The sequence below is a fragment of the Methanosarcina sp. DH1 genome, assembly GCF_020804205.1.
Classification (GTDB): Archaea; Halobacteriota; Methanosarcinia; order Methanosarcinales; family Methanosarcinaceae; genus Methanosarcina; species Methanosarcina vacuolata.
In genome coordinates this window covers 19,982-43,558 of the sequence record NZ_WJBJ01000037.1, presented here as the reverse complement: position 1 = coordinate 43,558, position 23,577 = coordinate 19,982, and the positions used below count along the sequence as shown (strand labels likewise).

The 23,577-nt window shown below is 38.5% G+C and carries 20 protein-coding genes and 2 pseudogenes; 12 read left to right on the top strand and 10 right to left on the bottom strand.

All coding sequences use genetic code 11. The features are described 5' to 3' along the window. From FXW07_RS18725 to FXW07_RS18710, 4 genes and pseudogenes are all read left to right on the top strand, one after another. A pseudogene (locus FXW07_RS18725) lies at positions 1–457 on the top strand (ISNCY family transposase); the annotation flags it as partial. A 339-nt stretch (positions 458–796) separates the two neighbouring features. Continuing rightward, positions 797–1,594, top strand: a complete 798-nt coding sequence (locus FXW07_RS18720; protein ID WP_229397122.1) for a class I SAM-dependent methyltransferase — start codon at positions 797–799, stop codon at positions 1,592–1,594. Between the two features lie 193 nt (positions 1,595–1,787). Then, on the top strand, positions 1,788–2,606 hold the full coding sequence (locus FXW07_RS18715) for a hypothetical protein (protein ID WP_229397121.1): 819 nt from the start codon (positions 1,788–1,790) through the stop codon (positions 2,604–2,606). Positions 2,607–3,018: 412 nt separating this feature from the next. After that, the gene (locus tag FXW07_RS18710) at positions 3,019–4,575 is read left to right on the top strand and encodes a sulfatase-like hydrolase/transferase (RefSeq protein ID WP_229397120.1); all 1,557 of its coding nucleotides are present in this window, start codon (positions 3,019–3,021) and stop codon (positions 4,573–4,575) included. Positions 4,576–4,694: 119 nt separating this feature from the next. Here the strand turns inward: FXW07_RS18710 and FXW07_RS18705 are convergent, their stop codons facing one another. Both FXW07_RS18705 and FXW07_RS18700 read right to left on the bottom strand, forming a co-directional pair. Next, positions 4,695–4,973, bottom strand: coding sequence for an acylphosphatase (locus FXW07_RS18705; protein ID WP_229397119.1), 279 nt, complete (start codon positions 4,971–4,973; stop codon positions 4,695–4,697). A gap of 233 nt (positions 4,974–5,206) precedes the next feature. Further along, positions 5,207–5,468: pseudogene (locus FXW07_RS18700) on the bottom strand (ATP-binding protein); the annotation flags it as partial. A 430-nt stretch (positions 5,469–5,898) separates the two neighbouring features. On the opposite strand from FXW07_RS18700, the gene FXW07_RS18695 reads away from it, so the two are divergent. Continuing rightward, complete coding sequence (locus tag FXW07_RS18695) at positions 5,899–6,564, top strand: restriction endonuclease (protein WP_229397118.1); 666 nt, start codon at positions 5,899–5,901, stop codon at positions 6,562–6,564. Positions 6,565–8,172: 1,608 nt separating this feature from the next. After that, positions 8,173–9,633, top strand: a complete 1,461-nt coding sequence (locus FXW07_RS18690) for a PQQ-binding-like beta-propeller repeat protein (RefSeq protein WP_229397117.1) — start codon at positions 8,173–8,175, stop codon at positions 9,631–9,633. A gap of 163 nt (positions 9,634–9,796) precedes the next feature. Here FXW07_RS18690 and FXW07_RS18685 read toward each other — a convergent pair whose 3' ends face one another. The 3 genes from FXW07_RS18685 to FXW07_RS18675 form a co-directional block, all read right to left on the bottom strand. Beyond that, positions 9,797–10,507, bottom strand: a complete 711-nt coding sequence (locus FXW07_RS18685; RefSeq protein WP_229397116.1) for a CDGSH iron-sulfur domain-containing protein — start codon at positions 10,505–10,507, stop codon at positions 9,797–9,799. Positions 10,508–10,782: 275 nt separating this feature from the next. Then, positions 10,783–11,196, bottom strand: coding sequence for a pyridoxamine 5'-phosphate oxidase family protein (locus FXW07_RS18680; protein WP_229397115.1), 414 nt, complete (start codon positions 11,194–11,196; stop codon positions 10,783–10,785). 291 nt (positions 11,197–11,487) lie between these two features. Next, positions 11,488–11,682, bottom strand: a complete 195-nt coding sequence (locus tag FXW07_RS18675) for a hypothetical protein (protein WP_229397114.1) — start codon at positions 11,680–11,682, stop codon at positions 11,488–11,490. A 439-nt stretch (positions 11,683–12,121) separates the two neighbouring features. On the opposite strand from FXW07_RS18675, the gene FXW07_RS18670 reads away from it, so the two are divergent. The 4 genes from FXW07_RS18670 to FXW07_RS18655 all read left to right on the top strand — a co-directional run bounded on the left by FXW07_RS18670 (position 12,122) and on the right by FXW07_RS18655 (position 15,997). Beyond that, positions 12,122–12,598 carry an outer membrane lipoprotein carrier protein LolA gene (locus tag FXW07_RS18670; protein ID WP_346655681.1) on the top strand — a complete coding sequence of 159 codons (477 nt, stop codon included), beginning with the start codon at positions 12,122–12,124 and terminating at the stop codon, positions 12,596–12,598. A gap of 54 nt (positions 12,599–12,652) precedes the next feature. Next, positions 12,653–13,756: a DNA polymerase IV gene (gene dinB / locus FXW07_RS18665; RefSeq protein ID WP_229397112.1), complete on the top strand. Its 1,104-nt coding sequence runs from the start codon at positions 12,653–12,655 to the stop codon at positions 13,754–13,756. Positions 13,757–14,043: 287 nt separating this feature from the next. Beyond that, entirely contained in the window at positions 14,044–15,084 is a 1,041-nt protein-coding gene (locus tag FXW07_RS18660; RefSeq protein ID WP_229397111.1) for an AI-2E family transporter, read from the top strand. 4 nt (positions 15,085–15,088) lie between these two features. Next, complete coding sequence (locus FXW07_RS18655) at positions 15,089–15,997, top strand: hypothetical protein (protein ID WP_229397110.1); 909 nt, start codon at positions 15,089–15,091, stop codon at positions 15,995–15,997. Positions 15,998–16,139: 142 nt separating this feature from the next. On the opposite strand, the gene FXW07_RS18650 is transcribed toward FXW07_RS18655, so the two are convergent. The 4 genes from FXW07_RS18650 to FXW07_RS18635 form a co-directional block, all read right to left on the bottom strand. Continuing rightward, a complete protein-coding gene (locus FXW07_RS18650) occupies positions 16,140–16,943 on the bottom strand; it encodes a winged helix-turn-helix domain-containing protein (RefSeq protein WP_229397109.1) in 804 nt (267 codons plus the stop codon). Positions 16,944–17,658: 715 nt separating this feature from the next. Next, positions 17,659–17,916: a hypothetical protein gene (locus FXW07_RS18645; RefSeq protein ID WP_229397108.1), complete on the bottom strand. Its 258-nt coding sequence runs from the start codon at positions 17,914–17,916 to the stop codon at positions 17,659–17,661. A gap of 126 nt (positions 17,917–18,042) precedes the next feature. Next, positions 18,043–18,585, bottom strand: a complete 543-nt coding sequence (locus FXW07_RS18640) for a hypothetical protein (RefSeq protein WP_229397107.1) — start codon at positions 18,583–18,585, stop codon at positions 18,043–18,045. A gap of 1,010 nt (positions 18,586–19,595) precedes the next feature. After that, the gene (locus FXW07_RS18635) at positions 19,596–20,207 is read right to left on the bottom strand and encodes a superoxide dismutase (protein WP_229397106.1); all 612 of its coding nucleotides are present in this window, start codon (positions 20,205–20,207) and stop codon (positions 19,596–19,598) included. Between the two features lie 820 nt (positions 20,208–21,027). Here FXW07_RS18635 and FXW07_RS18630 point away from each other — a divergent pair. Both FXW07_RS18630 and FXW07_RS18625 read left to right on the top strand, forming a co-directional pair. Next, positions 21,028–21,462, top strand: a complete 435-nt coding sequence (locus FXW07_RS18630) for an ester cyclase (RefSeq protein ID WP_229397105.1) — start codon at positions 21,028–21,030, stop codon at positions 21,460–21,462. A 165-nt stretch (positions 21,463–21,627) separates the two neighbouring features. Beyond that, the gene (locus FXW07_RS18625) at positions 21,628–22,680 is read left to right on the top strand and encodes a metal-dependent hydrolase (protein WP_229397104.1); all 1,053 of its coding nucleotides are present in this window, start codon (positions 21,628–21,630) and stop codon (positions 22,678–22,680) included. Positions 22,681–23,150: 470 nt separating this feature from the next. Here the strand turns inward: FXW07_RS18625 and FXW07_RS18620 are convergent, their stop codons facing one another. Then, positions 23,151–23,573 (bottom strand): secondary thiamine-phosphate synthase enzyme YjbQ, encoded by a 423-nt coding sequence (locus tag FXW07_RS18620; RefSeq protein WP_229397103.1) that lies wholly within the window; start codon positions 23,571–23,573, stop codon positions 23,151–23,153. Between the last annotated feature and the right edge of the window lie 4 nt (positions 23,574–23,577).

Here is a 23,577-nt window from a genome sequence, read left to right as displayed (position 1 = left end):
ACCTAATCTAGTTAATAAAGAAGAAAAACATCAGGAATGGAGTAAAAACGCAAAAAAGAAATTTTACAAGTATAGAAATGAATTAAAGCTTGAAAGAAGACGRAAAAAGGAAAATCTTCCAYTTAATAGTCTTGAAAAAGCAAAATATAACTTCAATAAATTAATGGAAAATATAAGAACATATGATGAATTGGTTCAAAAACGATTGTGGATGATCAATAAACACTGGCTAAATCTTACTTTGTTCCATTATCTTCCAGGAGCGCCRGCGACAAATAATCCTATTGAAAGYTAYTATTCAAAAAGTCTAAAAACGGATAACAAGAAGCAGTTCAGGACWGATAAAGGAATTGAGAATCAGATTAAACTTACTCAAATGAGAAGATTAAATTTGCTCAAGAAACCACAAAAGTCATTTCTGGAATTGTTCAGATTATTTACTCCATTTAAGCTTTAGTAAAAGATATTTTTGAGAGCTGAGTTAAGGATTAAGTAGCGAAGCGTATCGATTTTAGTCAAAAAATTCAGTGAAAAATTTAAGGAGTAAAATAATTCTTTGGCATTCTTGCCAAAGAAATCGTTTCTCAAGGATTATTACAGTTTGTTTGAGCAGTTAGCAGAGAAAAGTGAAGTTTTAAGGACGGAAAAAATGAGAAATCACTAAATTATGAAACTGAGTCAGATAAGCAGAACATTTATAATAATACTTATTTAGCACTAAATTCCTGTACACATATTAACATTAAAAGACAGATTCGTAACAGAAAAGCAATTATTATGGAATTCGGTAGATAAAATGGATTACGTACACGGATATTCCAATAGAGAAAATTTTCGACTCCATGATCAGGCAAATACACTCACTGCGCTATTACATCACGATACCATATATCCTCCTGGAAGCAAAGTGCTTGAGGCCGGTTGCGGTGTGGGTGCACAAACAGTCATACTTAGCAGAAACAGCCCCGAAGCCAGCATCACATCAATTGATATTTCAACCGAATCGGTTGAAAAAGCAAGACTACTGGCTAAAAAAGAGGGGTTGAAAAATGTTGATTTTCAGGTGGCAAATATCTTCGCTCTGCCCTATGAAGACGAGACTTTCGACCATATTTTCGTATGCTTTGTGCTTGAACACCTTAAAAATCCTCTTGATGCCTTATTGTCAGTTAAGAGGGTACTTAAAAAAGAGGGTACGATAACTGTCATAGAGGGTGATCACGGTTCAAGCTATTTCTACCCCAGGAGTGATGAAGCTATGCAAGCAATAAAGTGTCTGATTGATATTCAGGAACTTTTGGGGGGCAATTCTCTTATAGGCAGAGAAATTTATCCGCTATTAAATCGTGCTGGTTTTAAAAACGTGATTGTCTCCCCCAGAATGGTATATGTTGATTCGAGTAAACCCGATCTGGTAGAGGGATTTACGAAAAATACTTTCACTGCGATGGTCGAGGGTGTCAGGAAGCAGGCGCTGGAACTAAAGATGATCGATGAAAAAACGTGGAATAAAGGTATTAGTGACCTCTACCGGACGGCCGGGAAAGAAGGCACGTTTTGTTACACCTTTTTTAAAGGCACAGCTATTAAATAATCTCGCCATAGGTCTGTGCTTTCTTGACTCTTTTTGCCAGTATGAAGTCGATCAACTAAGAGATTGTGCAAGGTTTTTAACCAGGCAAACTTATAATTGTTTATTTAAAATTTCCTAATGTATTCACAATGTATTGGTGAATTCTGTCTTTGTTGGTAAACTCTGTCTTAACTCCACACGCCGAGGCTAAACCATGAGAAATATTGTAAAACATGCAATTTTTTTAGTTGGAGCTCTTTTTTTGCTGACATTAAACGCTTTAGCACTGCCCAATCCTTCAAATGACACTTTCAGACCCGAAAACAATAGTGAAGAACCCATCGGTGTTGACATATGTATAGATTTCATACCATACAACCATGATGAGTTGAGAAGTCATTCCGACATGATTGTAATAGGCACCGTTAAAGAAATACTTCCGTCCAAATGGAATACCATAGATGGGAAACAACCTGATAAACCAATTTCTGAACTCTACTTTGAAAATATTATTTACACTGACATCATTATAAGTGTTGATGAGTACCTGAAAAACCCGCTATCATCCAGAGATGTTGTTGTGAGAGTTACTGGTGGGACAGTTGGAAATGTCAAAATGACTACAGATGCCGATCCAAGCTTCAAAACGGGTGAGAAAGTTTTGATTTACCTAAACAAGGACAATAATTCAAATACAAAGGATTTTGGCCCTGAACACTTTATAGTTACAAATTTTTATCGGGGTAAATATACATTAACTGACGATGGAAAAGCTATAACACTATATGAAAATACTACTCTTAATGAGTTGCTTCATACAATTAATAAAACCAAAAATAAGGCAAATGATGCTGGAATATCAAATACCGGAATATTAAATACCGGAATATTAAATGATACGGAAACGGCGAGCAAGCAGGAACAAAATTCCAGTTCTACTCAGGAACCAAAAAGTGCTCCTCTTATGAGCTCTTTCTGGGCGTTTGTAGCAGTGATCGGAGTAATCATATATCAAAGAAAGAAAAAACAATAACTGCGTATGTTCTTTCTTCGATTTATTGATTTTTGATTCAGAGGTCGTGTCCCCGAATTATAGATCAATTCCGAAAAAGCGAGTACATCCCACGCATTTAATGAATATATTGAGAGACTCTTGCGCTTTCGGTTTTCAATGATTCAAACCCACGACCGATTCAGATTTGGGAAGGAAATAGAAAAGTGAGTGTTCATATTAATGGCATTCTTTTATTCAGGTTCAGGAATGAAAGACTTGAAGTAATGCTAGCTCACTCAAGTGGGCTAATTTGATCAAAAAAACTATGGAGTGGGGTCAAACCCAAAGTGTTGTCCGGTGTAAGAAAATCGGAAAGTAATACAGAATACCCGGCAGAAAGTTTATCCTGAAAAGATAAATTCTTTATAGCTTGAAAGTAAACTAATTTACAATGTTTGTGCCCGTCCAAAAACCCCGCTCCTTTTCAGTTCTATTTTTTCTTTTAACGCTTATTGTCTTTTTCATTCTTCCAGTTCCTGCCTCCGGACTGACCGAAGTGGAGGTAAATCCTGTTAACACACCCCAGGGCGCAGTCGTGCTGATTGTAGACGGGCTGAGTGCACCTTTTATCTATCCTGAACTTACACCTCATGCGCTTGACGGGGCATCCCTTGAAAAAGCCGAACTTGAAAATCTACCCGAAATAAGTAAAGAAAGTATTAGAGTTCTGGAATTCCGAGCACCTCAGACCTTTACCGAAGGAGGGCATTCAGTACTTGTCACGGGAAACCCGGGTGCAGACAGTGAACTTGTAAGCTTCAAAGATGCCACTATTTTCGATATTCTACGCAGGGAAGGCTATCTCTGTATTGCAGTTATGGAAAGAGGGGATTCCTGGTCAATCCGTGCCGAGCAGGATGTCATTCTCAGGGATGAAAATAACTCAATAAATAAAATAAACATTGTTCTCGAGCAACCCGAACCATCCTCTGACAGTTTGGAGGTACCTGAAGGGCTTTTACAGGTTATGGGAGAAGCTGCTGACAAGGCTCCCGGATATGTTACATCAAAAGAGACACGGGAAAAGTATAGCGGATATAACCGATGGGGAGTCGAGACTGCGTGTAATATTGTTAAGTATATGGCTAGAAATACGCCGGAACAAAAATACCTGCTCACTATCAACGTAGGCGCTGTAGATTCAAGTGGGCACCACCGGGATAATTATGGGTATGTAGATTGCATTGAATGTCTTGATACTGATATTTACCCTCTTTATGAGCTCTGCAAGAAAAATGACCTTGCCTTTGTACTGACAGCAGACCATGGAATGGGTTTTTCCAAAGACGATTCCAAGGGAGGGCATCAGTCAGAAAAATTTACGGAGACTGATGAAGCACAACTCATTCCCCTTATAGTGCATGCCCAGGATGTTGAAAGTGGAATTATCAGGGGAAAGCATGGTCAGGAAGACTTTGCTCCAACGCTGCTCGGAATTCTGGATATCCCAGACAGGCCAAGGTTTGCAGAAGGAAAGCAGATTCTTCTGACAGGCCACGTAAACCTGAAAGTGGAACTCCCGGAAAAGGGCTCTGTAGAACTAAGGAAGAATGGGGATGAAGAAGACGGAAACGTGCAGGACGGAAATATTGTAGCTTCCCTGCAACATGATGACGAGTTTCTCTTCCTGGGGCTTGATCCAGAAAGCACCTATACGGTCAGTGCTGTTCTTGATTCCGGAAACAGCCTTGAAAGGCAGGAAAAAGAGCTCACTCTTGAAACCGACTCGGTACTGGAATTCACTGAAAAAGGGCAGAAAATCGAAGAAAGTAGTGAAGAAAATTCAGAATCAATATCAGGTTCAGGAAGAAATTCTACTGCTAGTTTCTTGAAAAAGGAATCTGGAAAATCTAATTCGAGCTTAACGCACCTGATAGGATACCTTGTGATAGGATTGGTCAATCTTGTAGGAATTGTGATTATTGCAAAGATCCTGAAAAAAAGCTGAAGAGATATTTACCACGCCTTTTTCCTGCTTTTTCGCTCAAGCCTTTTTTCAAAAGGTTGAAAAAAAGCTGAATAGACATTTACCACGCCTTTTTCCTACTTTTTTGCTCAAGCCTTTTTTCAAAAGACTTGGTAAACATTTCCAAGGGCTTCTTTAAAAGTGACATCGACAGCTTCCACATGAGCAAACATGGGCCCTTTCCTGAGTTCAGCAATATAAAGTTCCACAGATTCAGGTCTGCCTTCGGCAATGACAAACACCCTGCCGTCCCTTAAATTTTTGGGGTTAGATTCTACGCCAAGACGCTCGGCAGCATTTCTCGCAAATCTTCGAAAACCCACGCCCTGCACCCTTCCGGATACAAGGATTTCTGCCCGTACAGTTTCTCCAGAGGTCACAAGTGGCTATTTTGAATAACCCTGATTTATAGTTATGGTTATTTCTGATGGGGAAGTTCGAAGGGAGGTGATTTTTGAGATGTAATAAGAGGCGAAATATAAGGGAAATAAAGACAGTTTTCGTAACGCAAATTTGTAATTCAGCATAGTGTCTAGGCCGATTTTTCCCATTTTGGCCTGATTACTTTTCCCCACCTTTTGATACAAACTTTACTCAATTTTTCATAAACTTGCTAGAAATTAGTGACAAATATATTTCCTGTTTTAATTCCCTGCATCTTCATTTCTTTCAGCCTGTAACTTTCTCCTTTGATGTTAATCGTCGTACTATGCTGAAGAATCCTATCAAGTACAGCAACCGCTATCACATGGTCCTTAAATATCTCCCCACTCTCCCTATGACTTATTCGATGTTAAGGTCGTTTGCTACTTTTCATAACGTCTTGAGATCAACTGAAATAGGCAGTGATCTCCTTCTTCGTCAAATGAGAGATATTTAGGTATTCAATTCTTACTTGCCATAGAAAAGTTAAGTTCAGCATTGGAAACGGCTTTTCAAACGACAGTATATTTATATTAAGTTATTCTTTTAATTGGCAAGTTGCTCTTGGGTTTGAATTGCCTTTCGCTAGAGAGGTATTTCTGTATCGTATAATGCAAATGTCATAATAAACAAAGGCAAATCTCCATCGAAATTTAACATAAGTATGAGACTTCTACGAAAACCTAAAGTTGTTCCGTTATTTAGAGTCTATTCGAAAAGTGGTTATCGACTGCAACTTTTACAGTAATAAGATGAACAATAAGGATGAACAATAACAGGACGAAAAACCAAAGCAGCTACTCTGATTATAGATTTATTGTGACTTTTCAACATATATCATAGATTTTCGGCAGACTTTTAAAAACAGAAGGAAGTACATTGATGAAAATCGGAAAGAGAGATAAAAGAAGAAAACAACATCACCTTATTACTGAAATATTTAAAATTGTGCCATATCTTTTTCTAAAATTAATAAAGCTACTGTTTAGTTTCCCAATTTACTTACTGAAAGCAATGAGGTTATTGTTTAGTTTCTCAATTCATTTACTAAAAGCAATGTGGCGACTATTCTGTCTCTCAATGCATTTACTGAAATCTTTATGGCTGCTCTTCAGTTTCTTAATTCACTTACCGCATAGGTTTGTAAAACAATTCCTTAGAAAACCATCAAAACCAGTACTACCCACATTAGCCGAAATTGATGAAATGAACGGATACAAATTTGAAGAGTTTATGAAATGCGTTTATGAACAGTTAGGGTATTCAGTCTATCACACTCCATTTTCAGGTGATCAGGGTGCAGATCTGATTCTGACGTCAAAAGAAAAAACGAGAATCGCTGTTCAGGTCAAACGATACTCGAGTAAGGTATCAAACAGTGCAGTACAGGAAGTTGTAGCTGCAAAAGGCTTTTACAAATGTACCGAAGGCATAGTAGTTACGAATAGTTATTTCACTGATTCTGCCAGAAAATTAGCTGAAGCAAATCTTATTGATTTAGTTGATAGAAATGAACTTGAAAAACTGATTAATACTATCCTGAATTAAGCTTTGAAAACGGATCAAGCTTGAATGTGAACTGCTTGCTTTTGTGTGACCTTTTGTGTGACTTCGTTAAGTTAACTATCTGCTCATTCTTCCGGTTTAACTAACCTCTAATTAAACCTTAGTTTGACAGATTCTGTTACTTAATACAGTATTTTATTACAAAAAACGCCTCGCGTTGATACATCATTTTGTGGAACAGTAAAATATGTTAAAACTCTTTAAACACAAAGAATAAATTTGAATTGTATGGACAAAGCCGAAGTCTGAAGTCAATTTATACATTATATAATATATGTTTCTGTCAATTTTGGGATATTAAACAATATATATATTTTTCCATGTCTTCAATTCTACTCAGTAAAGAATAAGTAAATTTAGCAAGGATATATGGAAAACACCCAAAAACAAGAGAACTTTTCAATGGATATATTGTCAGAATCCCATCACAATTTATTATTTTTTACATAGTAACGTTGAGTAATATCATCTCAAATGGTATGATATTTATATTAAATTGCTCATTTAATTAGTAAGTCGCCCTCAGATTTGAGTTCCTTTTCGCTAGAAAGGTATGTGCGTTGTTAGACTACGCAGATATTATACTAAACCGATGCGTGCCATACTAAACAGAGGTCTGTCGTACTAAAAACGAACATGAGATTCTTTGAATAACATGCACAAAAAATGAAAATGCTTGCAGATGGCAGTATTTTCATGCTAAATAGAGGTAAATCTCATAGAAATTTAAACAAAATCCGAGAATTTCATGAAAACCTAAAATTGCCCTGTGACTTAGAGCCTGTACGAAAAGTGATTCTCCACTGTTGCTTTGAAAATATGCAAGATGTAAAACCGAAGCTGATAAAAGAATATTTATATCGATTGTAATTTTTACAACATTCGATTACTGACTTTTCGGATAGCTCTATTACCTAATAAATCAAAATCAATATCTGTTACCCCTGGCAATGGTACCAATATTCAATACTAATTAGGCATATGATTACATAGTAGGCATATGGTTACATAGCCAAAAATTTCGTGGAGTTGAACTAAGTGAACCCACTACGGCTAAGAAAGAAAGTAGATGTGCTCAAAAAAGCAATAAACCCATTTACCGTTATATTTTGGATATTTGCATCTGTGACTGTAGCCTTTACGTTGCTGGTTTTGAGACGAAAGAAGTCACCTTGATGAAAAATAATTTCATTTTTTTTCTTTTTATCCTGAATTGGCAAAAATCCTGATATCAATTGTTCCGGAATGAAGACTCCAACTTTGAATTTGTTTCTTTTACTTAATCATTCCACAATACCAAAATGGAATTGGAATTTATTCAACGTTTAACCTTTTGTGTCGAATGCTGTTGTATTATGAATTAGACTTTCAAATGGTTTTGAGTCTACGAAATCATTTCAGGATACAACAGGATACAACAAAATCTAAAATATGTCAGTTTATTATATAATATCAGTTAAATAAATAATATGACACCATTCGTTATAAAATGATGTTCTATTTTCTATAGTGACGTTCTTTTTCCCTTTATCTAATTGTGGACTCTTGCAAAAAATTCATGAAGAATAAACTCCTAAACTATACATTACTATGAGACAGTTAGCGGGAATATGGTTATTTATAGTACTGGGTCTGCTTTTCGGCCTGTTTGTAGATTTGGGAGCTGCAGATCCTGTTACCTCGGGCGGGGACGTAAATCTTTCAGAACTCAGAGCTTTTGACCTGCTCTGCAGATGTGAAACAGGATGTATAGTTAACACGGTTTCTCTTTCTTCTGATGGAAATTATCTTGCAGTTGGGGATTTTAATCATAATGTTTCTCTTTTTAATTTCGAGGGGAAGAAACTCTGGAATTATACTACTGGAGATATTGTTTACACTGTATCAATCTCTCCAGATGGGACTGGTGTAGCTGCAGGAAGCAATGATAAGAAGGTATACTTTTTTAACAGGGAAGGGAAAGTGCTATGGAGTTACAAAACAGGGGGCAGCGTGAATTGTGTTTTGATCTCTTCCGATGGTTCATATGTAGCAGCAGGCAGTGACGACGGCAAGATTTACTTCTTTAATAAAGAAGGCAAGCTGTTATGGAATTTCGATTCCGGGGCTTCCGTCCGCAGTATAGCCCTCTCCAGAGAAGGCCCTTACGTTACAGCCGGAGGTTCCAATTATTGCATTTATCTCTTTGACAACGAAGGGAATAAAATCTGGGAACGAAGGACAGGTAGTGTAATCAATTGTGTATGCATTACTCCACAGGCCCATTATGTGGCTGCCGGAGGGTCCAATTATAATGTATATTTCCTTAACCAGAAAGGAGATTTTTCCTGGATACACAACCCTGCTTACTGGATCAGCAGTGTTTCCCTGACAAACAACGGTTCATATCTGGCAGCAGGAAGTTTTGACGATAAAGTATACCTTTTTAACAGCACAGGCACAAAACTCTGGGATTATAAGGTAAAAGATGATGTCTACAGTGTTGCAATTTCGCCGGATTCATCATTCATTGCAGCCGGAAGCTGGGACGATACGCTTTATGTGCTCGATCTCGATGGGAAGGAATTCTGGAACTACAGTTGCGGAGGAAATATTAATGATGTGTCCATTTCTCGCGATAGCTCGGCCCTTGCTGCAGCGAGTGATAATGGAGCAGCATATCTTTTTGAGCGGAATTCCACGGTTTTTGCACGGCTCTTTAAAGATTCGCGTTTCCTTTCAGGAGACGGACTCGGACTGCCTTTAAAAGAAGGTACGGCAGTAACGGGAGGCATTGAAAATGTAGTTGAGATTGCTTCAGCCTCTTCAGGTAAAATGCCAGGTGATACAAAAAGTGAAAATGATCATGCTACAGAAAGTTCAGCTTCTACAGAAAGTTCATCAAGGCTTCAGGGATTACTTAATTTCTTTAAATATCCAATATTCCTTCTACTGGCAGTTTTAATAGTGGCGATCTACCTGAAAAACCGAGCCTTTAAAAAACGGGCAAGAGAAGAAAATACGGAAGACTTTGAGAACCTTGATGATGAAAAACACAGGCCTGAAAATTAATAAGAAAATTCGGAAATCTGAAATTTCAGCTCTGGAGGCTTAAACTTCCAGTTCTGCAGATTTCAGTTATGGAATTTGAATTCATTTGGGCTCGGTTAGGGAACAAAAACTAAGAATAGTTTTGAGACAGCCCGTTAACATCTTTTCATTTTCATCTATTTTCTCAATCTATCTCAATCTCCACATGGCTCCCATCGCAAAACGGTTTATTTCTGGATTTCCCGCACCTGCAGAGAGTGACCCTGTTTCTGATCTCGTACTGTTTGCCGTCGGCAGATTTTATCGGGATGCCGCCACGTACCCATAGAGGACCGTGCTCGCCCTGGTGAAGCCCTTCCACAACAACAATCGATTTTTCAAGCTCAGGCTCAATCGTTTTTCCTGTGGCATTGTCAATAATTACCAACCTGCCTGAAGGGCAGTTACTTGCTTCTTCTATAGCAATGTCTCGAGCTTCCGAGTTTTCGGGTTGCTGGACAAGGTTCCATATTTTCCCTGCCTGTGTGCAAAATCCTGCATGGACACATAGATGCTTATTGTCAATAAGAGTCAGCAAAGGACCAGTGATAACATTAGTACCTTCGCTAAAGGGCGCAAAGTCTCCTGACTCGGTTCCGTCAAAGTTGATCTTTGAATGTGTCCCATCACAGAAAGGCTTATTCCCTGAATGGCCACATCGGCACAGAGCATACCGGTTCCTTATAGGGTATTTCTTGACTTCACGCCATATTAGACGTTCAGTGTCTTCATCTTTGCAAATTTCCCAGGTCATAAGAGGAACTCTACCGGTCACCATATATGGACCGTTCTTAAACACAGTGATCTTCATGGAGTCATTGAGTAGATTTGATTTTTTTTCTATTTCTTCGACCATCTTGCAGCCTCCTCTGTGTCTCAGTTTCTCACAACTTTCTATGGCGGAATCACCAATCATTTTCAATATTTTCAAAAAAAGATTGTGAAGATTTTTCATCTTCGTGGCAAGAAAAAAATCATAAACTTATGGATTGGTTAAATTATGGATTGGATAAATTATGGATTGGATAAATTATGGATTGGATAAATTATGGATTGGATAAATTATGGACTGGCTGAATTATGGATTGGCTAATTCATGGATTAAACTTATAGATTAAGCTTTAAGCGGGATCAAAGCAGTTTCTGTCCTGGCTCGTCCCCAGCCCCGGGTTTGCACTCATAAACATCAGTAATTTTCATAACTGCAAGGGCTTTTGCAGGGAACCTGTCTCCTTTGCTCTTGACCATTTTATACATTTTCTCGTAATCTTCCCCTTCAGTCTTAATCTCAATATCTCCTTTTATCTGGTAGCAGCCTTTGATTTCCGGGCCCCATACATAGATCGCTCCCCTGTGGTTTTCATCAAGATTGTTGCGAGTTTTATTAAAATAGTTGTCTGCGATCCAGATTGTTTCTCCATCTTCCTGTAGGTCACACATGCCTATTGGTATGACATTTGGTTCTCCACCTTTAGATGCAGTTGCAAATGGAAAAATTTTCATCTTTGCAAAGTCTTCCTTCATTTCATCAGTTAATTTCACCATTTATTTCACCCCTTATTGAATTGGTTTTTATTAATATGGTTACAATCCTTATATAACTTTGAAGGTCTCAAATATATAAAAAATCCCGGTGATTTTTGTTCCTTTTTTGTGGCTATAAGAAAGCGTACTGGAAGGCATAGAAATATCTGCCGGACTCGACAATCTGAGGTCACCTAATCTCAGCTATTGTCATATTTGATAAACAATCCCCACACCCCTTTAACCTCAATCTTTTTTATCGTTTTTAATCTTGAGGATTATTGTATCCTCTTCAAATTGAGTGGAAGTCCCTCAATTTTCGCTCAATGAACTTTTTTCACTGATGAGTTGAGCCAGAGGGGCCATAGATGGTATCTCGAATTTGTTGGCGACTCTATCACATATGTACTGATATGCATTTACACCCAGTTTCTTTGCTGTCTGAACAATCATCATAAATGTGTCATTTGCCTTTGTTCCTTCCTCTGTTATGGTTTGAAGGCTCACATCCTTTTTTCTGACCTTTGCTCTCGCCGCCAGTTTCGCCGCATTGTTATGCAGTGGACTCTCTGGAAAACTCCAGCACCTTTAACAGCTATTTCTTGTTCTCCTTCGTTTTGGTGATTCTTTCATCCAGCTGTTCATATCTTGTTTAGGAATATTCAAAAAATAACTTCATGTTTTTACATTGGAAATTGCTTTATAACTTCACTTCCACAAATAATCATCAAATACAATTTTCATTTTTTCCTTAAGGTCTCACTTTTTAGTCGCAATCTTGTGCCGGGCAAAGAAGGTACTGAGGTGATGTCAGTCTGTCCCTGGATAATGTCAGCCAGTAGCAGCAGTGTCACCCTGTGAATACGAATTCAACGAACAAAAATAAAGAGGATGAGTAAAGTGAAAATAAAGAAAATATTCAAGTCAATGCTCCTGTTTTAAAACCATATACAAGAAACCTCATAGGATTAAGAACTTTATACAGGAACTAGGAACAGAGGAAGAAACGCTTGTACTTTCAGATGGAGAATTCCGGTGGACCTATATCCCCGGCACAAATACAATAATGAAAACAAAGCTTCCAAAAACTTCTGAAATAACTAAAAGTGATTATCTGACCATAATAGGAATTACCCTTAATGATACGAATGTCTCTTTACTGGGAGTTGAGAAACTTGACAATAGAGAAACGTATCTACTGAAAACAAGTCCTAAAGAAACCGGAGAAAGTGCTGCACAATACTATACGAAAGTCTGGGTAGATAAAGAAACATGGATGCCTCTTAAGTACGAGATGTACGACAGTAGTGGAAACCTGACAGCAAAAGTCGAAATATGGGATCTTAAGGTTAATTCCGGAATTCCAGATTCTGAATTTGTGTTCAATATTCCTGATGGCGCTGAAATAAAAACAACAGGTTAATACTTTCACTCGACTTCCTCAAACCTTTTTTATATTTTTTTCTATCTAAGAGTAATGCCTATTTCCATTTCGAAAATAAATCCCCCTGAAAGGCGAATTACCTTCCACGCAGATATGGACAGTTTCTTTGCGTCTGTTGAGGTAAGAGAGAGGCCAGAACTAAAAGGTCTGCCTGTAGTTGTGGGATCTGACCCAAAAGGAGGTTCAGGAAGGGGAGTTGTAAGCACCTGCTCGTACGAGGCGCGGAAATACGGAATTCACTCCGCAATGCCCATTTCACAGGCTTACAGGCTCTGTCCGAATGCGTTTTTTTTGCCTGTAAACATGAAACTCTACGCAGGCGTTTCGGAAAAAATAATGGAGCTTTTGAAGGGATTTGCAGACAGGTTCCAGCAGGTCAGCGTGGATGAAGCCTATCTTGTACCAGGGCCCGAAATCACGAGTTTTGAAGAGGCTGCCCTTTACGCCCTCAGGATCAAGGATGAAGTACAGAAACAGGAAGGAATTACCTGTTCAGTCGGAGTCGGGCCGAATAAGTTAATCGCAAAAATCGCGTCTGGCTTCCAGAAGCCTGATGGGCTTACCGTTGTCAGGCCCGAAGAGGTGAGGAAATTTCTTTTTCCGCTGCCGGTTTCAAAAATTCCAGGAATAGGGGAAAAAACGGCTGATACACTGAAATCGATGGGCTTAAACAGGGTAGAAGAACTTGCAACCTGTGATGTACAGCTTCTTTCTGAAAAGTTCGGAAAAATGGGACTTCGCATGAAGCAACTGGCAAACGGACTTGATTTTAGGGAGGTTCGGGAAAAGGAAAGTGTAAAATCAATCAGCAGGCACGGAACTTTTGCTGAAGACACCAGCGACCCTGTAAAAATCGCCTGTTCTCTTGACCTGCTTGCTGAAAGTGTGCATAAATCCCTTCTCAAAAACAGGTTCCTTTTCAAAACCGTAACCCTTACCGTGCGTTTTGAGGATTTCTCTACCTATACACGCTCAAAAACCATCCCTATCTGGACTTCGGACATCTTTGTGATCAAAAGGACATCCATGCAGCTTCTTTCCGAATTTATAGGGAATCAAAAGCTCAGGCTAGTAGGCATAGGAGTCACCAAACTCCGCGAAAGAGACGAAAAGCAAACCCTGATAACAGACTTTTAACATAAGCTTTTTCAAAAAACGTCTTTCCCGCAAGCCTTTTGAAAAAAGGCTTGAGCGAAAACCACAGCAACGACAGGTCGGCGTGATCAACCGGCGCAACGGTTGATCGAAAACTTCTGGCAACATTTGAATTTGAGTACCTTATCCCCGAACCCTATCGGCGTGATAAACCGGCGCAACGGTTTGTGATAAACCGGCGCAACGGTTGCGGGTCAACGGTTGCGGGCAAACGGTTTATTTGGAACAGTCGTAATTATATTTTAATAATAGAAAGCCAATTAAGTTTGATGAAAAAAGCTGTAAAGATGACTTTGGCCCTTCTCATAATTGTTGTTTTGACTGTTCTTATTGCTTATGCTACACTTCCTTATTTAAATTATATTTTTGGGGCCCTGATCCTTTTCGTTATATTTCGTCCTTTATATCATTTTTTCGTAAGAAAACTAAGGCTTCGGAAACAATTAGCAGCCGTACTTGTAATAATAATTTCTATCTTTGTTGTACTGGTTCCTCTTTACTTTCTTTTGAATACAGTCATCGACGAAATTGAACAGCTTTTAGTTAATCAGGCATCTATTCTCACGTCTATTGAAGCTGGAGGCCACTTTTTAGCTGATTCTCTCGCAAGGTTGAATATTCCTGTAGATATATTCCAGAAAAAAATTGAAGAAAAAGCAATGGAACTTGCTTCGCGGGCCGTTAATTACACAAGCCTGTTCATTGTGGGGTCAATCCAGAGTATAAGCCAGCAGTCCATTGGGCTATTGATAATGTACTTCATGCTCTATTACCTCTTTACTGGAGAAGACTCGGATTTTATGCGCCAGGTCTCTGTTGCAGTTCCTTTCAATGAAGAAAATACAGCCACTCTTCTGGATGAATTCCGAAGAATTGTTCGGACAACTCTTATCGCCAGCGGGGCAGTTGCTCTTGTCCAGGGTGGAATTCTGACTATAGTATTTGTTATCTTTAATATCCAGGGATCTTTTCTCTGGGGCTTCATTGCAGCAATTCTATCCTTCTTGCCTGTTGTCGGAGCGCCCTTTGTCTGGGTTCCTGCAACTATTGTCCAGTTTTTCCAGAAAGACTATACTGCAGCGATCGCTATACTTGCAGCCGGGATTTTTATAAGTGTTATTGACAACTTCCTCCGGCCCATTATCCAGAAAAGAGTTGGAGAAATCCATCCATTTCTGTCCCTGCTTGGGGTTGTTATAGGAGTATCCCTTTTCGGACTGTTAGGGATCGTTATAGGTCCCCTTTTGCTCTCCTACTTTGTTCTGACCGTACAGATGTTTTCCAGAGAATACCTTTCTGGAAAGGAGTGAAAATGTGCAGATCGAAATACTCGGGTGTGAGTCTTTTGGAGCAAGATCCCTTGCCTGCGTTGTAAAGACGGACGATAAGACGACCCTGCTCGACCCCGGAGTTGCGCTTGCACGCTTACGTTCAGGCCTGCTTCCCCACCCAATAGAAGTTGCTGCTGCTTTCAGGATAAGAGAAAAAGTTCTTTCTGCATTTGGGCAGGCGACAGATGTTGTTATCAGCCATTTTCACGGTGACCATATGCCAATGAGGGCTGAAGATCCGTATCAGCTCCCGATGGAAGCCCTCCCTTCGCTTGATGGGATAAACTTCTGGTGCAAAGGCCCGGAAAAAATCTCAGGCCTGTCTTCAAAGCGGAGGCGTGAACTTTCGGATTTTCTGGGTTTTCCTCTCCCGGCTTCGGAAGGCGTGAAGTCTGGCAATATGGAATTTTCTTCTCCTGTCCCTCATGGTGCCAGAGAAAAAGGCTTCGGGACTGTAATGATGACCCGGATCTGCGAGGGAGATGATGTTTTTGTCCATAGTTCTGACATCCAGCTTCTGGACAGGGAAGCCGTCCTTAAGGTGCTTGCCTGGGAACCCACAATTGTTTTTGCCTCAGGCCCTCCTCTTTATCTTTCACACCGCGTCCCCGAGGCAGGAAAACAGGCCTTGGAAAATGCTCTCCTTCTAGCCAGGCATGTTGATACCCTGATTCTGGACCATCATCTGCTCAGGTCTTTTGAAGGGTACAACTGGTTAAAAGAACTGGATGGAATGGTTGAAATCCGCGTCCTCTGTGCTGCAGAGTTTATGGGAAAGACCCCGGATCTTTTTGAGGCTCAGAGGAAAAACCTTTATGAAAAAATGCCCGTACCTTCGGGCTGGCACGAAGAATATTCAAAAGGTAAAGCAGGTTTTGAGGAATATCTCTGAAAGGCGGCTGGAAGAAATAGAAACACCCCTTTTTCCCTGGAGCATATAGGCTCACAGGTTGGTTTTTAAAATTCCTATTTTATTTGGTCAGGGGACGCCGGTATAATTATTGATATTCTACATTGGATGCGATTGTCTATATTTACGCTTGTGTGTAATTGTCTATATTCTTAATTTGTTCAGAGTGCTGTTCATAGTAGTCATAGAGTTCTTTTCCCCAGGCCAGAGCTCCCGGCTCAAAGCATATCACATATTTTCGGTCAAAGACCGTGCTTTTCGGGAAAAGAGCCAATGCCATAAAATTATTCGCGGCTACGACCGCAGATATCCTTTCGCAGTCCGTGCAGACAAAAAGTTTAGTATTTTCCTTTTTCAGGTATTGTTCGGTCTGTTCTCTGTAATCTTCGATCCATCTTTTCAGGATGGACTCGGGGAGTAACAGCGATATAGGGATTCCTTTTTCGGCAATTTCCAGGTAAAAAGAAGGGAAAAGCGGGTGGAAATATGAAATTGCAACCTTTAGCTCTTTTGCCATCCGGACATTTCTGACGTATTCCGGGATCATCTCAAACATATAGTCTACCTGAGGTTCGATTATAGTGCAGTGCCCAAGCTCGCAAATTCTTTGCAGGAGAAAAGGTGGAATCTCATTCACTTCCCTTTCTGCCCAGTAATTCGCATTCTCTTCTAGAACGGCAAGCGTGTCCACAAGAGGCTTCATCTTCTCAACCACAACTCTACCTATTTCGCTAAGTTTATAGAGGTTTTTTTCCTGGACTATCAGGTGCTGCTCTTTAAGCTTTTTTACCTGGGGCTGGACTGCGGTTGCACTGGCACTGAGAGCTTTTTTTATTGTTTCAATATCTTTTGGTCCTTCAAGCAGAAGAAGCAGTACATTCTTTCTTTTTTCAGAGAGGAGGATCAGATCGAGTAGATTGTTTTCCATATTATGCACCTTGACCGACTGCCTGCAGGCTTGTAAATGTATAGATGTTTTGTAAATTAGGAGAAGATTCGTAATAAGGAATCTTCACACTAAAAACTGGATTATACTAATGTTAGCTTGAAAATGCTGCCATCTGCAAGCATTTTCATTGTTTGTGCATGTTATTCAAAGAGTATCATGTTCGTTTAGCATGAAAATACTGCCATCTGCAAGCATTTTCATTGTTTGTGCATATTATTCAAAGAGTATCATGTTCGTTTTCTATAAAGTTCGTTTTCTATAAAATTTGAAAATTTATAGTTAATATATTTTTCTCTTTAATTTATGAACTTAGTGCATTTTTATCCATTTTTTTCAAGTAAGTGCTTTTTTCCTGAGAAAAACTCAACTCAGAAACTCAATTTCAAAATGCATCTTTGTTCAACGAATTATGTTTATTGAGGTGAAACTCCCAAATTGAGCCACCCAAATTTCACTCTGGAACTTAGGGATCAGGTTAATGGATTCCAGAAACCATTGATAATAATCCCATAAAATTTGGAAACCAAATAATTAGCATGAAAATGCTGCCATCTGCAAGCATTTTCATTGGTTTTGCATATTATTCAAAGAATATCATGTTTGTTTTTTAAGGAATTATTTTGCTGCGAGGAATAGATATTTGCCATTAAGAGATACTGTTAATATGAATTAATATGAATTACTTTTTAAACTTTCAGAACAGTTTCGCTGAGCCGTCATTATAGGCTTTATAGTATTTACTATAGTACACATTGTCCAGCCAATATGATTTGCTTCCGGTTCCAAAAAATTTAGCAACTTTGGTTTCTGCGTTTTCATATCCATCTACTTGATGTCCAGGAATAATGAGAACACTGTCATCGTGGTGGGCATTTGAAACGACGTTCCCATTTGGTAGTTTCCAGAGCCGTAAATGATAGCCACCGAGAAGTCTGTATTTATTGTCTGCCATTCCGTCTCCAGCAACCCAATTTCCATTAGGATATGATATATAATGAGTGTATTCTACGGGGTTGTCAATCCATTTTTTCTTAAGGATCGTATTTTTAACTGTCTTCAGACTTTTCTGTTTCCATATTTAATTTATGGGGTCTGCCACTACGTAATAAGTATTCTGTCCCGAGGTAATCTTTGAGAAAGTCCATTGGGGGTAGGAAATAGAGGCTAAAGAAGAACTGTTCCACCACTCAAAAGGATCATTGCTAGTTGTAATCACTACAGATTTTTGGGTTACAAATTCTTTCTTATCTCCTGGTTTCAGTTTCAAACTATCGCTTTTTGTACTAAGAGCGATCTCTTTTCCGTCAGAGACTGGAAAAGTCTGAGATCTTGTTAGTTCATTTTCCTTAAATTTAGACTTAAGTCCTATTCCCGAATAAGTTTCAGTGATTTTGAGTGTACCATCTGTTTTGTAATCATAAACCGTTGTCACTTCAACTTCCATAGTATGAGACTGTTGCCATTCACTCCATTGTAAATCATCAACAGATTTCTGTTCACTCTCTTCGTTCTCTGTGACTGGTTCTTCCGAAGTGGCATTTGCCACCGGGCCAAGCACTATCCCAAAAAACAGGGTCACTAAAAGCATAACTATAAGCTTTAATCTTTTGTTCTTGTTCATTTGCTCTACTCCGGGTAATTTCATAGAGTGATATAAATAAAGAGCTAGTCTTTTATAGAAACTTGGACACGTATATAACTTTACTAATTTCTCATTTCGTATATATTTATATATCACCAATTGCAGCATTTCGAGAACTTGCAGTTCTTTTCATTGCCTGAGTCCTGTCTCGGGAAGACGGTGTCCTTTTCGCTACGCTGTACTTCGCTCAAAAAGACTGTTTTCGGGAAAGTTTCAAAATTGTATTGTCACGCCGCAGTGTGGCCTTTCAGAAAAAATTAAAAAACATATAAGTGTTTTTGTTTTTTAAAAAACGCACATGAAATTCTTCGAAAAATGAAGTAACTATTCAACATAGAAAAAACACTCTCAATAGGCATCTTCTTAAATTTAAAATGGGCAAAATTTTATTGTCCAATTTTTCATAACTATTGTTAATGATCGCGCTTTTCGGTTTTATACAGTTGGTAATTCTATGCTTATGAAACATTAAAATCAATAGCAATAAACCTGTTTTTTGTACGCTGAATAGATGCCAATAAATTACCATTTTTCTCGTATTTTTCCTATATGGGAGAAGAGAATCAAACCATTAAAGTAATCAATAAAGGTTAAAACAACAAGAGTCATTGTTTTTAAAAACCGGATTCAAGATGTTTCTATAATATATTTTTTTACAGAAATATTATTTGACTTGATGAAGTTAGTTGTTATTTGTTTCATGAAACTATATTTATAACGGAAAAATTAGACTTCACGGTTGATATGGAAAGGAAATGTGACAAAGTCAAGATAGAAAGCCCGTTTAAATAAGCTGAAGTTGATCTCGATAAAAAACTACCCCTGAAAATAATCTGATTCCAAAAAAATAATCTGATTCCAAAAAAATAATCTGATTCCAAAAAAATAATCTGATTCCAAAAAAATAATTTGATTCCGATTACTTATTTTTCCAATAATGATAAACGTAATCGGAATAGGCGTGAAATCTTTAAAAAGCAACTTTCAACTTATTTCTGGACTTTCGCGAAGTATTTATCGATTTCTTCCCAGTCGATTATATTCCAGAATCCTTCAATGAACTTACCTCTATTGTTTTTGTAATCGACATAGTAAGCATGCTCCCACACATCGAGCGCCATGAGGATAGGGTAATCCGGAGCTACATTCACATTGTGCTTTTCGATCTGCATTATCATAAGTCTATTTGTATCATTACAGAAGGTTAAGGCTGCCCATCCGGAACCCTCAACGCTTGATGCAACCTGGGTAAACTCCTTTTTAAACCTGTCAAAACTTCCAAAGTTATCTTTGATCACCTCGGCCAGTTCACCCACGGCCTCTTTGCTCGCATTACTCTCAGGGGTCATCTCCCACCAGAAGTAGTTGTGAAGGATATGTCCACCCAGGTTGAAAGACAGGGCTTTTGCAGTTGCCTTATAATCAAAGTCAGTTCCTTCTTTCCTTGCCTTGTCCATCATTTCTATAGCTGCATTTGCGTTAGTAACATAAGCCTGGTGGTGCTTGTCATGATGTAACTTGAGTTGTTCTTCGGAAATATAAGGTGCCAGGTCGTCATATCCATATTTCAAATCCGGTAATTTGTATAATCCTTTATCCATGTTGTTTTACCCTCTTACTGATCGCCGGTTTTGCAAAATTTGTTTGAAACTTAATCCGAAATTTAATTTGTTTGAAGCTCATGTATCGAACTCAAGCTTTAAGACTCGGTTCAATAAAACTCCATTACAAATTCTGCTAACCAGTTCTCCCCTTAACGATATTAACAGAAATCTGTCACTTAAACGATTCTGCTTAAGGCGATTCTAAGGTGAATCTAAAGTGACTCAAAGGTCACTATGCCTTTTTATCTCGTCAATTACATACTAAATTGCCGCATGACAATTCCAGATGTAAAATATAGTTATACGCCACATCTATTTAAAGGTAAAAGATGAAAACTAATTAAATATTTTTGTAATTATTCATCTGGGATTAATATTAAAATTTTGAATATTAAAATAACGATAATTATTTTCTTATGTTTCCAGTACTTAGCAAATTTATATATACCAGAACATTTCGCTACAAAATACAGAATTAAAAATTAATAAATGAAATTTTTGTTAAACATTTATAGTTTCCAGTACTGGAGTACTATAAATTTTGTAAGAGAGGTAAAACTCAATTGAATTAATACAAAGCTGCAAGAATATATCTGTATTGAATTATATAATTAACAGCAGCTCAAAAACGTATTTTAAAATTAGGCTCAAAAACGTATTTTAAAATTAATAAGTACATCCATTAGCTTCCTGTTGGAATTTTTTGGGATAATTGGTACCTAATTATGGGTTTCATTAATTGTTCTGAATCTATAGTTTAAATTAAATTTATTGATAATCGTTTTTTGGGATCAAGAATAAATAGGGGATGATGGGAGTGACAGTAGAAGAAAACCTGCAACTGATGGTGACTCTGGATGATGCATGGAATTCACAGGACTGGGATACCTTCAAGAAACGTCATGCTGAAGAAGTTGCTGTGTACTGGCCGGGTCAACCGGAACCGACAAGAGGAAAAAAGGCACATCATGAAGAAGCCGTGCAATTTTTTCAGACATTTCCGGACAACCATGTCGAGAACAGGCCGTATAAAGTGCTTTTTGGCCAGGGCGACTGGACATGTTCAGTAGCCATATTCACAGGTACCATGAAAGGACCTATGAAAGGGTCCAATGGAAAAGAAATCCAGCCTACAAATAAGAAATTCAAAGTGGAATTCTGTACAGTTGCTCACTGGAAAGATGGTGAGATCATCGAAGAGAAGCTTTTCTATGACCTTGTGGGATTGATGAAGCAGATTGGCCTGATGTGAGGAAAAAATAATCATTTTTTCAAATCTACCCTGGAGTTTCTGGTATTTTCTGTTTTTGATATTTCTTCATTTTTTATTTCTCCTATTCTGGCAGATTTTTGCAAGTCCATTCAATTAAACATATATATTTTAACAGTTTTCTTCTTTAATTAAGGGAGAAAGCAAATGGTAAATACACTTTCCCACCTGGGGATCGGTCTTCTGATTGCCCTGGCCTTTGGCTTCAAAGGAAAAAAACGAAATGCTCTCGGGTTTCTGGCAATCCTTCCTGACCTGGATTTTATCCCATACATCCTGTTTGCTCTCATCAGCGGCAGTGTAAGCCACGAGACACGAAACCAGCTCTTCTACCTGCTTGGCCACAGGGAATTCCTGCACTCTATCCTCTTCATCCTGCTTGTCACACTTTTCATCTGGTTTAAAACAAAAGACCGCCTGTTCACAGCTACCGGCTTTGCAGCCATATTTTCCCACATCTACCTTGATTATGCGACAAGCTGGAAAATGCGTCCCTTCTATCCTTTCAGTACCGAGACGTCAACTCTCGGAGCTATTTATTTCTTCGATCCTCTGGCAAATATTCTTCCCCTGCTGCCTGTTTTCGTTTTAGTTGTAGCATACATGAAAAGCCGCGGAAAATGGAAAGGAAAATTCAATGATTTCTGTGCCTTTGTCACGAAAAAACGGAGCAAACTCTATCCCGGGCTTTTAATTGTGCTTGTGGTATGGCTTGCAGTCCTGCCGGTGGCAAAATTATTTTTTGTGAATTATATTTCCGGCGCTGAAGGCGCAAAAATCAGCTATCAGGACACCTATCCTTCGTCTGTAAGGAAGTTTATTTCCGCGTATTCGTATAACTCCACTCATTACAGGATTATGGAAATTAGCTACTGGTCCGGGATAGAAAGAAGCGATTACATCGAAAAAGTCAACTTGATCGGCGCTGTTTCGGATGCCTCCGTGTATATTGAAAGAACCGAAAAACTCTACAGCACAGCCGTTCCTCAGGAAATCGATTATCCTGTTTACAGCGTTTCAGAAGAAAATGGCTCGGTAACTGTTACGCTAAGCGATGCAAGGGATCAGTATGTTAAATACTGGGCTTATTTCAAAACGGTTTACAGGTTCGTTTTTGAGAAGGAGGGCGAGGAATATATTGCTTATGCAAGTGAACCAGGGGAAAGGGAGGAAAGATTGGATAAGAATTGGTTTGAGTAAAAAACCTATATAAATATAACAATTTTTGAATATTTTTAGGCTTTTCGTTGTTTTTTGTGGATAATAACTCCTAGTTAATCGCTCTGCATTTTAATATATAGTTAAATATTTTATTAATTATATAGAATTGCTTATGCCTCGTATAAGTCATTGTCCTAAATGAGCAAATTAAGATAGTGTCGAGTCAATCATTAAGGAGTCAATGGCTCTGAATAATTACATTTGATTTTATACGACATTTTGCGGTTGACTCGACAATAGTGACTATTTCCTATGATGAAAAACCAGGTATTCAGGCAATTGGAAATGTTTGAAGCTTCGTGGCTGAATATCATCGAAAGTTTTTTCAGTAAAATGGTGAGAGGCGTGTTGAGAGAAATTAAAATAGACTCAATTAAAGAATTAAAAGAACAACTTAGTCAATATATACCCCAGTTTAACGAGATCCCTCTTTTAGAAAACAAAACCGTTTAAAAGTCCCCGAGAATCTGCAGTACGATTCTTCTTACTTTTTCAATCCTGTCAAAGTTAATGTACACAATCTGTTGCCAGGTTCCAAGAGTAAGGTTTTTTTCAACAAAAGGCACTGTAAGGCTCGGACCGATAAGCATAGCTCTTAAATGCGAGCCTCCATTATAATCTCCCCAAGTTTCGTGATGGTGATAGTCCCTGTCAAGAGGAATTAGCTGATCAAGCGTTTCAGAGACGTCTTTTGAGAGATTAGGCTCAAATTCCATCGTGGTTATTGCTCCGGTTGACCCAATACAAAAGATCGTAACCGTTCCATTTCTTATTTTTGATTTTCTTATTTCTTCTGAGATTATTTTGGTAATATCAACAATTCCGCAGTCCTCTTTTCCGGTTACAGAGATATCCCTTGTTTCCACTGGCATGAAA

Bases quoted from the DNA above. Each gene is read 5' to 3' on its own strand.
- FXW07_RS18720 (WP_229397122.1), top strand. From the start codon at position 797: ATGGATTACGTACACGGATATTCCAATAGAGAAAATTTTCGACTCCAT.
- FXW07_RS18715 (WP_229397121.1), top strand. From the start codon at position 1,788: ATGAGAAATATTGTAAAACATGCAATTTTTTTAGTTGGAGCTCTTTTT.
- FXW07_RS18710 (WP_229397120.1), top strand. From the start codon at position 3,019: ATGTTTGTGCCCGTCCAAAAACCCCGCTCCTTTTCAGTTCTATTTTTT.
- FXW07_RS18695 (WP_229397118.1), top strand. From the start codon at position 5,899: ATGAAAATCGGAAAGAGAGATAAAAGAAGAAAACAACATCACCTTATT.
- FXW07_RS18690 (WP_229397117.1), top strand. From the start codon at position 8,173: ATGAGACAGTTAGCGGGAATATGGTTATTTATAGTACTGGGTCTGCTT.
- FXW07_RS18685 (WP_229397116.1), bottom strand. From the start codon at position 10,507: ATGGTCGAAGAAATAGAAAAAAAATCAAATCTACTCAATGACTCCATG.
- FXW07_RS18680 (WP_229397115.1), bottom strand. From the start codon at position 11,196: ATGGTGAAATTAACTGATGAAATGAAGGAAGACTTTGCAAAGATGAAA.
- dinB (WP_229397112.1), top strand. From the start codon at position 12,653: ATGCCTATTTCCATTTCGAAAATAAATCCCCCTGAAAGGCGAATTACC.
- FXW07_RS18660 (WP_229397111.1), top strand. From the start codon at position 14,044: ATGAAAAAAGCTGTAAAGATGACTTTGGCCCTTCTCATAATTGTTGTT.
- FXW07_RS18650 (WP_229397109.1), bottom strand. From the start codon at position 16,943: ATGGAAAACAATCTACTCGATCTGATCCTCCTCTCTGAAAAAAGAAAG.
- FXW07_RS18645 (WP_229397108.1), bottom strand. From the start codon at position 17,916: ATGGCAGACAATAAATACAGACTTCTCGGTGGCTATCATTTACGGCTC.
- FXW07_RS18640 (WP_229397107.1), bottom strand. From the start codon at position 18,585: ATGAACAAGAACAAAAGATTAAAGCTTATAGTTATGCTTTTAGTGACC.
- FXW07_RS18635 (WP_229397106.1), bottom strand. From the start codon at position 20,207: ATGGATAAAGGATTATACAAATTACCGGATTTGAAATATGGATATGAC.
- FXW07_RS18625 (WP_229397104.1), top strand. From the start codon at position 21,628: ATGGTAAATACACTTTCCCACCTGGGGATCGGTCTTCTGATTGCCCTG.
- FXW07_RS18620 (WP_229397103.1), bottom strand. From the start codon at position 23,573: ATGCCAGTGGAAACAAGGGATATCTCTGTAACCGGAAAAGAGGACTGC.